Below are 12,668 nucleotides of genomic sequence, written 5' to 3'. Positions count from 1 at the left end.
GGATTTCACGAATACGGGTTGAGGTCTATGCAGATAGTTCTCAGGTACAATATAATTATCCACACTTACCGTGTAGTAATCACGGAACTTCTCCGTCAAACTCGATACAGTCGATGACTCTATATCTTTAGGAATCTCACTCTCGACCCAGAATGTTCTCCCTATCAATGGTTTGACGATCTCACCATCCTTCGCAACGATCTCGCCATCCTTGATCGTGTACGCAGCTCTGCTGAAGGCCCTAACCAACTCTTTATAATCACGGGATGGGTCATACTGCTTGGGATTGAAATCGTAGATCGCTATATCTGCATCGGCACCCGGGGCCAGATGGCCCTTATCCTTCAATCCAAGTATTCTGGCCGTTCCAGCCCTCGTAACTATCGCTATTTCATAAAAGCTATACTCACGGTCGATACCTTCCAAGTTCGTCCTCCTCCTCGACATGCGAGGTACCTTCTTGAGAATACTCTCTCTAGCCTTTTTACTCATCAGCCACGATATCACCCTAGGATAGTATGTGAATGGGCCACCGTTCGGATGGTCCGTGGTCATGAATACACGCCACGGATCTTTTATAAGTAGAGCCGATTCTAGACCGATCGCCCACATTACAGCATGAACGTAATTGTTCCTCCTGTAATGAATGGGTACAATACCGGAGCTCTCCTCGACCTCGACATCCGTATTGATCCACCGCTCCCTCGTCAACCTTTGTAGCTTATATTCGAATGGGCCATCAGCAGTCATCGTGGTAGTATCGGTAAAGGTTATCTGGCCCATATCTATAGTGACATGTTTATTCTTATTCACATAATTCGCTATTTCATCAGCAGCTGAAGATAGCGATGCCCAGTTCGAGCCTCCATAACTGTGGAATTGTATATGGGTCATATGTATTATAGGTCGATCATCACTCGCAAGATCTCTAACACAATCCATGGTTTCAAGGGTGATACAGTAATTTCCGGGTGTGCCGAGCATATTGGCATGGACATGTATGGGATGGGGCAGATTGAGGAGCTTATTCACCTTACATAGCCCTCTGATGATCTCCCGAGGCGTAATATCGAAGTTGGATGTTCTTACATCTAGGCTCTCTATATTTGAGCCCCACTTCCAGCTCTCCCCACCACCCGGATTTACGATCTTTATCACGTAACCCTTCATCCTCTTCAATATCCATGCTATGAATGCTGCACACTCCTCTATCTTACCCTCCTTCAGATACTCCATGACGAACCAGTTGTTACCGAATAAGATGTATACGGTCTTATCGATCATCGGAATATCGTTCAATTCATCATGAACAGCAAGCATCTTTAAAGGCGGATTCGCCGGTTCACATACGGTAGTGTAACCCATGATCGCATACCTATAGCCCGTAATGTATGTGGATGGTATAGAGTATCCCGTTCCCGCACGAGTGACTCGAGTTCTGGCTACGAGGTCTTTATAGTGATCTTCGACCCTTAACATACGGCCAGAGGTTACCTTGGGGCCGACGATGTGGGAATGAAGGTCTACACCGCCAGCCATCACGATCTTATTCGAAGCATCGATTACTTGGGCCTTCGATTCATCTATCGATTCGACGATCTTCCCATCCTTAACCATGATATCCATGACTTCGCCATCGATCTTATTTATCGGATCGTAGACGATACCATTCTTAATCAGTAAGGAAGCCATTTAACTCACCCCCTTTAACGAGCGGACCTTCTTTAAAATCATTCGCAAGATCTCCTCATCACTCAATACACCCTTGGGAGGTTCTACCACCTTCTTTACCAAGAGAGCGACTCGATCCATTCTGTACGCAGTCCCCGCAACCTCGATACCGGTGAATGCTGAAGGTATTACTACATCGGCAGCCATCGCGGTCATCGATATATCGGGATCGATCACCGCTAGAGGATTTGCAGCCAGATGCTCCGCTGCTTCTCGAGGGAAGTGGGCTAGAGGATCTGAGCCCACGACCAGGGCGGCATCGCTCTCACCCCTTCTTAAAATATCCACAGCGGTAGTTTCACCGGGATTGTACCATGGATACCCTTTACTGAAATCTACACCATAGGGGAAACCGGTCTGCCAAGCGGTAACTTCGTTGGCACCAGCCACATTGTAATGGCCCCTTATGGGGATAAGGGCGAACTTCGTGTAATCGTTCAGATCCCTTACCAAGGCGATCGCAGCCTCAATATTGCGTGATTTACCCGGACTTTGGGTGAGCCCTTGGCCAAAGAATATGACCCCAAACTTGCAACTTCTTAAGACTTCAGCAAACTCTTCGATCTGCTCGACCGGTACTCCAGCGACACGCTCCTCCTCGATCTCCTCAAACTTCAGAGCTGCCCTTAGAGCTGAGATGAATTCGAAATCGGCCCCTTGCTCTATAAGTATGAATGTGTTTGCTTTTTTGGCGGTAGATGTGTTTCTAACGTCTACCACGATCATCTTTCTTTCACTGGGATCCTTCGCAAATCTACCCTTCGAAGAGAAGGAGTAGCGGGTAAGGTGCCTTGGATGTGCATCTTCGGGGTTGCAACCCCAGTAGATGATCAGATCTGCCCTATGCTTAACCTCACCCAAGGTACAACTGAGTACCCCTATATCGTGTAGCGCCTGTATACCGGGAGCGTGGCATACACTCGATTGATTATCTATGACCCCGCCGACCTCTTCAGCCAATTCGATACCAACCTTGATCGCTTCTGAAGAGCATAGACTCCAACCGTAGATCAATGGATAATCGGCATTTACTAGGATCTCAGCAACCTTATTGATAGCTTCGTCCAATTCTACGGGTTTTAGCATTCCATCCTTTCTAATAAGCGGGGTAGTATTACGCTCTTTGTAATAGTTGAGGAATTTAGAAGCACCGACTGCGCAGGCATTCTTCACCTTTACGATCTTATTCTCCTCAACCGTAACCTCTATATCGTCACAAAGGCACCCACAGACCGGGCATAAAACATTTTCATATACGACCATTACCCATCACTTCGAATAGTATATCTCAACAAGTTCTTTAATCGATGGTACTCGCTCCCCAACCGCGGGCTCGATCTCTGCATGAACACCTTTAAAGGTCGGCATACCGGAGCTGTTCGTATCGGCCCTTAACAGTACATTCGAATATGGACCATAGGGGATGAAGATCATGCCCGGTCTGACCGATTGTGAAGATATAGCTTTCATCACCACGCTACCGTACTGAGTCTTGACTCTTACATTATCACCGGACTTTATGCCAATGGCACTTAGATCTTGTGGAGATATTTCGCATGTAGAAACGCTCTCCATATACCTTTCATCCCTCTTCCCATGCTCCTTTCCTACACCTTGGCGCAGACTTCTCCCTGTAATTAACAATACCTTTAAACCCATAGAGTATCATAAGTTAGTATAGATAGGGTATTTATTAACTATCTGCACTGAAAGTAATTAGTATTATTATGTGATTTGAAATGAATGGAATTAAATCCATTCATCCTACAGTTATTAACACTTATCAACCCAAATCGATCATGTCAATCAAGAATCGTTAAATGGTGAAGTTTTTATCTCTCGCACCCATAATATGTTGTAAATGTCGATTGAAAGTGATATAGAGAGGAAGTTGAGAGAAAGATTGCCGATAGAAGATTTTGAATTGGTATCACAATTATTAAGATTGTCAGCGAGTCAAGTGCGAGATTTTATAGAGAATAAGGTGAGAGAGATTGCCGATGTTGAGAGTGAAGAAGGTTGAAGTCGTCGGTTTTAGAGGGCTCGTCAAGGAAGAATTCTCTCTTGACGATCTGAGTGTATTTTACGGAGGTATGGGATCTGGTAAAACGAGTAGGCTCCTCGCAATACTTTATGGCTTGACAGGCCTTACTATAAATGGCCTAAATCTAGATGATCTGATTCATGCGGATTCAGAGTTCATGTGGGTCAGAATTGCTGGCACTTACGATGATCGGCCATTCACATTGGAGAGGATGAAGAGGCGTGGCAGACCTTCACAATTGAAGACCGATTTAAAGACACCCCTAGATATAAATGAAAAGATATTCATCGAGGGGAGGGAGATCGCGAAGCTCTTCATTGGAGCACCTATGGAGAAATTGATCAAACTCGATCATATTCTTGGACTATCCAAATATGATGAAATCGTTTCAGCGATTACAACGACACCTATAGATAAGAAGCAGAGCGAATTGCTGCAGTATAAATCATCGATTCAACAGGCTCGAATTTCTTTGGAGAGGTTGAACAAGGTTGAGGAAGAGTTGGAGAATGTGGAGATCAGATTAAAAGAGGTCAATTATCGAATGGAGAGGGATGCACCTCTATACAACTGGGCCGAGAGTATAAAGAAGAGGTTGGAGGAGCAGGTTAAACGTTTGAGCGAGATAGAGAGTAAGAAAAGGCTATTGGAGAATTATAAAGCCCAATTATCCTCCATACCTCCCTTTTCAGAAGAATTGAGGGATGAGGTGAGTGAGTTAGAGGCGAAGTATAGCGCCATGCAGAAACGAATCGCCTTTCTTGAAGCGGCGATGCAGACCCTCGACCTGGAAGGGAAGAGGATCGAGGAGATCACGAATTGCCCTCTCTGTGGATCGTTGATCAGACCCAATATTCTAGACCGCTTCAAAAGTTACGATGATGAGTATAGAAGCTTAATATCTCGAATGTCAGATATCGAGGCACTCCTTAATGAAAAGAAGAAGAGGTTGGAGATCGAGGAGAAGAACCTTGAGAGGGTGAATATTATTAGAGAGCAGATCAGACTCCTCGAAGAAGAAATTTCGAGGGCACTCCCTCAAGTCGAAGTGCTACCGGGAGATTCTGATGTTGCTAACCGCATCTTGGAAGAGAGAGATCGACTCATGCGGGAAAAGTTAGAGTTGGAGATAAAGAGCAAGAGTTTAAGGAAAGAGCTCGATGATTTTAGAGCATTCTTTACCCAAGTACCGAAGTTAAGGTTGGATGTGATAGATGCCAAATTGAACCGACTCACACAATTCCGAGATAGGTTATTGAGTATCAAGTCGGCCTTGATCGAGGTTATAAATGAGGTGAGGAATGAGCAATTGAGCAATCTGAAGTCATCCTTTAAGGAGGCCTTTAGAAGGATTTACCCCTACCAGAAGTTCAGCGATGTCGATTTTGATTCTACAGTAGTAAGGGGGAGGCAGGTTCTAGTCGTTAAAGGCAAGGTCAACGATCGATGGCTCTATTCGCACCAGATGAGTACTGGTGAAAATGTGGCCCTGAGCTTCGCACTACTATTCGCTGCGAACCGGTTGGAAAGGGCCCCTCTATTACTGCTCGATGAACCCGAAGAAGGGCTCGATGAAAAAGGAATAGAGGGGTTAAAGGATGTGCTCATGAATTTAAAGATTTCTACACAGATCGTTGTAGCGACAAGAAGTAAACAGCTGGCTGAGTTGCTCTCCAGTAAGGTGGTTTCTACGTGAGGACTATCGGGATCGTAGCCAGTGAATCTTCCGAAACAGAAGGGAGGGTAATCCTAATAGAGAATGAGGAGAAGAGGGTGAAGGCTGAAGATCTTGTTTTGGTGGAGAATCGAAATGGCGGTCGGATCTTAGCGATCTTGAGGAAAGGCAGGGGATGTAATGAAAATCTGAAGGCGAGCGGTTATCATCCCGGCGTTGCCTATGCACGTATAGGAAAGAATCCCTCTACAGCCAAAGAGAGCTACGACTTCTCTCTATCGGTGATCGGTGAAGTTAGTGAGTATATACAACAGAATAAGAAGATCATAGCACCGAGTTCAGAGGTGAAGATCTTTGAGGATCACGATGAACCTATGAAGTTGATCGCGGGAAGTAAGTACAAGTTGACTATAGGCCATTACGAAGGCCATCCCAATTGGCGTGTGCCCGTAAATCACGAATTCATCCCTTACCATATCGGTATCTTCGCTTCTACAGGTGGTGGTAAGTCTTACCTTGCGAGGTATCAGATCATACCCCTTTTGAGGAAGAGTGGATATGACGTGATCGTTCTGGATTGGAAAGGGAGAGATTATGCCCCTTACTACCCGAAGGATCAAGTGTTGAGCATCTCCGATATAGCCTTAGACGCGTACACCGTAGTCGCCTATCTTGATAAGAAGATGGGCCACTTTGGATATTCATCGAGTGGCGGGACGATCGTACAGGCTTTGGAAGATTTTATCTTCAGTGAAAAATGGCGTGGTTTGAGTGTGAAGGAGTTTCGGATCGCTTTAGAGGGCTCGATCGTCCATTCGGTGAATGAGAAGAGGCTTCAGAGTGGAAGGCCTTTTGAGGAGGAGCAGAGGTTTAGAAGGGCGTATAGGCGGTTGACCGATGCCGATATTCAAAGCATCCTCGGAACGAAGACGCCAAAGGATATATTGAAAGAAGCGAGAGAGAAGCATATCTTAATTATAGATATGAAGAAGAGCGGAAAGGATGAGAAATTATCCATGTTCCTTACTTTAGCGAATTATCTGATGGAGCGCATGCAGAATGATGAAGACCTTTATCTGGCCTTGATCATCGATGAGGGGCCACAGTACTGCCCATTTAAGCCCGAAGGGATTCAGCAACAGACTACCGATATGATCATCGATCTCTGTGCTCTGGGTAGGACTCATAAACTCTCCATCTGCATCTTATCTCAAGGCATCGCTGGTGAAATCGGGATAAATGCTGCAGTAAGGCGCAATCTGAATACACAGTTCATAGGGAAGATCCACCCACTAGATATGAATGAAGCGAGTAATTGGTTATCACCATTCAATATAGATCCTCGATTCCTCCTATCATTACCACCGGGCCACTTCTACTTCATGGGCAGTATGAATCCATCACCCATACCCCTTCTCATCACATTCGAGATATCTGAATGAAGGTGTTGTTAATGGAGGTCAAGGAAACTCCCGAATGGTTAAAGCTGCCTATACAACTTCAACACCAATTCTTTCAACATGCGAATGAAGAAGCAGAGAGGTGTAAGAAAAGGCTATTGGAGAGGATAAAGAAGATAAACGAGTTAAGGAGATACATTCGCACAGAACCTATAGAGGATAGTGACGAATGGAGAAGATGGAGGATCTCGGTCGTCGATGGATCTAATTCACCATCGATGAGTGAAAGGTTGGGGAGTAGGTTCGGAACCTACTGTGCGGGTTATATGATCTTTGAGGGTGAAGATTTTGTGGAAGAAGAGTACCGTGCAGGCATATTCATACACGATCAGATCGGTAGCCAGGATGTAACTCAAAAGTTTCTCCACATGTTTCGATGCAAGTTGGAGAGAGAAGTTGCATTGTACTGTTTAAAAGAGAAGGATGTCGATTACGTTCTGATCGATGGTAGCTTCTATGGATTTCGGGTAGATGCCCAGTTGATCAATAACGAACCGTTAGATATGTATGGATACGGTAGCGGTATGGAGCTTACAGAGGATGTGAGGGATATTACTTGGGAGCTTTTGAAGTCGAAGAGGGTCATCGGCATTATCAAGCGTACTCGGACGAGCGCTTTAGATGGTTGGCTCCTATACCTTCACGGTAATGAAGATCACTGTATAGATGTGAATGACAAGTACGTCATGTCCATACTCCTCCCCATTAAACATTGGTTCTCTTACGAATGGTTATTCGGTTCACCTATTTCATTCAATTTTTACAACGAATTTCGGCGTGTATATAGGTATATAGTGCTATATGAGAAGAAGAATGTTACGATGGATGAGATTTATGAAGCTACGAAGAGGAAGTTGAGTCGAAGTATTAAAGAGACGCTGGGCATAGGGATGGATATGTTCTTACAGACTGCAAGGCATTATATCCGATGCTGTAGCGCACCACCCTTCGAATTCGAAGTTCATAAAGAGATGGATGTTAAGCCGATACTTTCTTACTTTAAGGGCTCTCACAACCCTGCCACTGGATTGCCATGGGCCTTAGACTTGATAGATGAAAATATTTCATTACCGAAAGGTTTCAATAGAGAGTTCGTGGAGGAAATCGAGGCCCGTCTAATTCGAGACCCCGAAGTCTCGAATAAGTTAGCTTTACAAGAATACTTCTCATATTTGAATCCTCAAAAGGCGGAGGATTGACCATTTAGATATCATCTATTATAAAGGGAGCATATTAAGAGATTGATGGTAGATAAAAGTTTGCCAATTTAAGATTACGGTTGTGTTGCTGAAATTCTTCGCTTCTTCCACACCTGAAGGTATAGGACGATTATCGTTATGATCAAGGTAACCTGTGCGATCACTCCGCTGAGTATATTCCCCAGATGGTAGGCCGTTACATCGATCACCAATGGCGAGAATAAGGTTTGATTGGTCATAGGTTCAGAAACTTTGGCCATTATCGTTATACCTTGCACGGGGTTCCATGTAGTTAAATCGACTTCATATAAACCTTTAGAACTCTCTCTAGCCTCGATACCATTGACCGTGACGGAAGCTTTCTCAACGGGCGCATCATCAGATTGGTACTTTAATGTCACTACGACCTTCAATGAGCCCGGGAAGAACGATTGTAATCGATATTCGATCTGAAGCCTATCGAATGTAATATGGATCACATTCGATTTAAAAGAAGTAAGCCCGTAAGACCTATCCACTATGCTCTTTACGGTGTATTGGTATCTACCGATCTGGGTCTTCATACTTTCATCATTCAATGTAATAGTCCCGTTGAAGGGTTTGCCATCGTATAGGTAATGCGCACTCCACACAATATTCGCATTCCTTCCAACTTCTATCCGCTCTACCGATGATAAGGTTACATTTACAGTATCGAAGATTACCGAGATTACGTTAGATCTGAACGTTTTCAAACCGTACTTATTATCTATAATCTTACTCACGGTGTAGTTATAGAGGCCGACATTCAACTTCGTGATAGCATCATTCAAGATGATACTACCCACAAACTCACTATTGTCGAATTGATAAAAGCCTTTGGCAGAGATATTCGCACTACTCCCTACATCTATTCTTGACTGTTGAACGGATAAGGTTATATTTACAGTATCCCAGATTATCGAGCGAGTACCGACCGAGTCCAACCTTTTATGAGAGGATAAACCATACAGGTTATCCTTGATTTCGTCGACTCGAAGTGCCAATCTACCGACCCGATTCAAAGATGGTCGATACTCCCATCTATTCTTTGATGGTGACCATTCCATAGGTAGTGAGCCATTCAAGATGATCGAGCCAGAATCTTTTGTAAATTCTATATTATCGTATTGATACCGAACCTTGAACCAGATCGTGCCCGAGGAGTTCCAATCGATCCGCTCTCTATCGACACCGCCTTGATAGACCTCTAAACGGTCCCAAATGACATCTTGAGGACCTACAAGATCGTTCAAGATGGTAATCCCATACTTATTGCCAGATACTGAGGTTACATAGTATGACTCCCTCCCTACCGTAGGGAGTGATACATTCAACTCCCACCTCTTCGTAATCGGGTTATATCGGGCGGGCATACCACGAATCGATACCGAACCATCTGAAACGACTTCACCATCATATTCGTAATTCAATTCGAAGTAGACGATCGATGGGGTATCGATATCAACTCTTGGGTTGCTTGTACCTTTACCACTCACTTTAACCCTATCCCATATGATCGATACAGATCCAGCTACATCATTGAATACCTTCAATCCATAGGCCCTATCTTGAATCGAGGATACGGAAAATCTCTTCATACCTACCGATTGTGATGAAGCGGTCAATTCCCATCTTAGTAGGAAAGAGTTCCACTTTGCGGGCTCATCGTTGATCAAGATGAGACCCTTATCACCATCGAACCTCATTTGATCATACTCGTATATAGCGGAGAACCATACTGTAACTGGTGAACCGACATTCACACGATAGGCACTGGCACCCTTTACGACGATCCCGATCCTATCGAATATCACTTGAGCCATTACACGATTTACGAAATTAAATCCACCGTTCGCATAAGTAGTGAGCCAGACCTTTTTACCAATCGTTGGTTGGCTGTATAAGAATGTTATCCAACCCGAGCCATCGGGTTTGTAAACCGTACCATTTATATGAATATCGAATCCGACCACGTTAGTTCCATCGCTCTCCCATACATAGTGCATCCTTATTACAGCGGTAGAACCTACATCTACACGTATATTCGATGCCTGATCCAAGATTACTCTATCACGTACCCATTCCGCCTCTATAATAAAGTGGCTCGACATAATTACATTGGCGGGATTCGACTCGCTAGGGAATCCTAATGGACTCCCTTCAATGGGGTTCCACCTTGCAAATACGTACCGAGCTGTAGTACCTATAGTGTAAGGTGAACTCGCAGATATGGTAGCACTACTGCCTTCATCGTACCAATTGTCATTGGTTTGGCTACCGGATTGTGATACTGTAGCACCACTGACACTCGTCCTTAAAGATAGGTAGTATTGAGTTACGGCATGAAAGTTTACAGTACGGTAATTGTTCATGATTATGGATGGTGTCGTGAATCGGCCCGAGCTCCTCCTCCCTATGTACTGCAACTCTCCACCATCGATACTCCACGCTTTTAAATTCATCCGAGACTTTCCATCGATCACGTTCCATGTGTAATCGGTCACGACCCTCGCTTCAGTACCTTCATCGTACCAACCATCATCGAATTGGCTATAGAGTTTATTTACATTATTCCCTCCATTCACCATTAGGAAGTATTGTTTTATGCTGTTGAAGATCAATGTGTGGTAAGTGTTAAAGACTATATTGGGGATCGAAAAGCTACCAGAGGCTGCGGGTGTTATGGAGTTTGTAACATCATCCAAGGTGTAGCTGACGATCCTCTCTCGAACCTTATTCGGTACCGATACTTTAACGTATGAGCAGTATACAGTTATAGACATACCAGCATCGAACCAATGGTCGTTGGTGGGGCTCGGCGGATCGAAGCGAATATCTGCACCTCCAGATATCGATAGAGAATACTGTGTTACACCCTCAAAGGTTATCGTGCGTGGAGAGTTCATCAGAATAGTTATAGAGTATGAGCCACTACCACTCCTTGGTGATACATCGAAGTACGTTGTACCATCATGCCACCTTTTCAGATTGCTCCTAACTCTACCCGCAACCTCATTCCATACGTTGCTACATGATACGATCGCCGATGAACCCGCATCGTACCAACCTTCCCCACTCCCCGTCGCACCGCTCGGTCTATTCACAGCCAGATAGTATTGGGTTTGATAATTTCCTACGATCACGGTATCTGCTGAGAGTGAAAAGCCCGATGTTGGCCCCGTAGCGCTGAGAAATCGGTACCTTTTACCTGAAACCGTCGTTGGGATTATAGCTTCGTAGTTATAGGTGATCGTTGTGCCCAAGGTTATATTTGTGAAGGTCTTTGGGAGCTCAGCGTATGTAACGGTGAAGGGTGTTGCACCTATGTAACCTCTTATAACTACAGTAGCTCCATCTACGTTGGAGATGGGTGGTGTTGCTATGGCATTGAATGTGAGTGAATAAGTTTGGGCGTAAGCCGGTTCACCAAATATTATAGATGTGATCGACAGTAGAACGAAGGTGCTTATTAACAACATAAATAAGTTGCGCAGATGCATCTATACCACTATTCACATAATCTTATAGAATACTCCGTTATAAGTTTGAAAGAAAATATTTCATTAAATAGCATTTGGCAGATAATCTCATCTTGATTTATATAAATTTAATAGATGAATGAAATCATTAAAAAAGTATTTTAAAGCAAAGGTCATTATTAAAATCAGAATTCGAATGGTATGATCTTATAAAAATGGTAAATAGTGGTTATGATGCTGATAAAGAGGGGGTTCACCATTTAAAGTATGGCACAAAAGGATACATTAGCTAAGAGGGTTGGGATGCAGATCGCCAGAGTAAAGGTTGGTGAAACATTACATGAAAGGATTACATTCGCCATTCTGGTCGGTATATCATGCTACCTCGGCCTTTCTCTTATTCCGTTCTTGCCACAATCTTTAGCGATACTCTTTTCCATCCTCCTTCTATTGGTCGCTTTAAGGGATACAGCTGTAGCGATATTAAGTCTGCTCTTTATCATCAACATCACACTCGCCTATCAATTCGGAGCCTTGGTGGGGAACTGGGCGGGAACATACTTCATCTTTGCGTATGTACCTTTAATCGTCATCCTTACTGAACGAAGTGTTAAGGTTGAAGGGGCAATAGGTGCATCACTCGGTCTACTGGCAGCTATACTCATGCTCACCCCATACTACTTCATGGCGATACCACTCATCATCTTCTTTATAACCACCTATCGAAGGATTGGCAGGTTCAATCCTATCGCTACATTCCTTGCCTACTACCTTCCCATTCAAATTATAGCTACAGCCACGACCTCAAAGTTGACCAGCCAACCGATCCTGTACTCTTATGTGAATATAGACTTTTACCCGGGCGTCGAAGTTCTCACATTGACGAATATCATAGGCCCGATCGTGAATAGCGGGAAGGCACTTAAGGGTGATGCGGGGGCGTTCATCTATTGGGTGGTACAGTACTTTACGGGAAGTTTTGGTATAATCGCCTTCATATCGATGATCTTACTTTCGATATCGTCGAGCCTCATCTTCGAAGGTTGGATAATCCCATTA

General features: G+C 44.2%; 9 protein-coding genes. 5 read left to right on the top strand and 4 right to left on the bottom strand.

Going from position 1 to position 12,668, the window contains the following annotated elements:
• From NZ896_05160 to NZ896_05150, 3 genes are all read right to left on the bottom strand, one after another.
• Positions 1-1,692: formylmethanofuran dehydrogenase subunit A (locus NZ896_05160; GenBank protein MCS7116844.1), on the bottom strand; the 1,692-nt coding region annotated here is incomplete at its 3' end.
• A complete protein-coding gene (locus tag NZ896_05155; protein ID MCS7116843.1) occupies positions 1,693-2,994 on the bottom strand; it encodes a formylmethanofuran dehydrogenase subunit B in 1,302 nt (433 codons plus the stop codon). It lies immediately after the preceding gene.
• 6 nt (positions 2,995-3,000) lie between these two features.
• Complete coding sequence (locus tag NZ896_05150; protein ID MCS7116842.1) at positions 3,001-3,375, bottom strand: hypothetical protein; 375 nt, start codon at positions 3,373-3,375, stop codon at positions 3,001-3,003.
• Between the two features lie 217 nt (positions 3,376-3,592).
• Between NZ896_05150 and NZ896_05145 the strand changes: the two genes are divergently transcribed.
• From NZ896_05145 to NZ896_05130, 4 genes are read left to right on the top strand one after another with little or no spacing between them, the layout of a single operon-like run.
• Positions 3,593-3,754, top strand: coding sequence for a hypothetical protein (locus NZ896_05145; GenBank protein MCS7116841.1), 162 nt, complete (start codon positions 3,593-3,595; stop codon positions 3,752-3,754).
• A complete protein-coding gene (locus tag NZ896_05140; GenBank protein ID MCS7116840.1) occupies positions 3,732-5,471 on the top strand; it encodes a hypothetical protein in 1,740 nt (579 codons plus the stop codon). Before NZ896_05145 ends, NZ896_05140 begins: the two co-directional genes overlap by 23 nt.
• On the top strand, positions 5,468-6,892 hold the full coding sequence (locus NZ896_05135; GenBank protein ID MCS7116839.1) for a DUF87 domain-containing protein: 1,425 nt from the start codon (positions 5,468-5,470) through the stop codon (positions 6,890-6,892). The genes NZ896_05140 and NZ896_05135 overlap by 4 nt, the downstream gene beginning before the upstream one ends.
• Positions 6,893-6,903: 11 nt before the next feature.
• A complete protein-coding gene (locus NZ896_05130) occupies positions 6,904-8,109 on the top strand; it encodes a DNA double-strand break repair nuclease NurA (GenBank protein ID MCS7116838.1) in 1,206 nt (401 codons plus the stop codon).
• 74 nt (positions 8,110-8,183) lie between these two features.
• On the opposite strand, the gene NZ896_05125 is transcribed toward NZ896_05130, so the two are convergent.
• A complete protein-coding gene (locus NZ896_05125; GenBank protein ID MCS7116837.1) occupies positions 8,184-11,609 on the bottom strand; it encodes a hypothetical protein in 3,426 nt (1,141 codons plus the stop codon).
• Positions 11,610-11,876: 267 nt separating this feature from the next.
• On the opposite strand from NZ896_05125, the gene NZ896_05120 reads away from it, so the two are divergent.
• Positions 11,877-12,668: hypothetical protein (locus NZ896_05120; protein MCS7116836.1), on the top strand; the 792-nt coding region annotated here is incomplete at its 3' end.

It is taken from the genome of Nitrososphaerales archaeon (assembly GCA_025058425.1).
GTDB lineage: Archaea > Thermoproteota > Nitrososphaeria > Nitrososphaerales > JANXEG01 > JANXEG01.
The sequence above is the reverse complement of the archived record's forward strand: the minus strand, read 5'-3'. Positions and strand labels throughout refer to the sequence as shown.

What these genes read in the sequence shown, in the direction of transcription:
- NZ896_05145 (MCS7116841.1), top strand. Translation starts at nt 3,593, where the DNA reads ATGTCGATTGAAAGTGATATAGAGAGGAAGTTGAGAGAAAGATTGCCG.
- NZ896_05155 (MCS7116843.1), bottom strand. Translation starts at nt 2,994, where the DNA reads ATGGTCGTATATGAAAATGTTTTATGCCCGGTCTGTGGGTGCCTTTGT.
- NZ896_05130 (MCS7116838.1), top strand. Translation starts at nt 6,904, where the DNA reads ATGGAGGTCAAGGAAACTCCCGAATGGTTAAAGCTGCCTATACAACTT.
- NZ896_05125 (MCS7116837.1), bottom strand. Translation starts at nt 11,609, where the DNA reads ATGTTGTTAATAAGCACCTTCGTTCTACTGTCGATCACATCTATAATA.
- NZ896_05140 (MCS7116840.1), top strand. Translation starts at nt 3,732, where the DNA reads ATGTTGAGAGTGAAGAAGGTTGAAGTCGTCGGTTTTAGAGGGCTCGTC.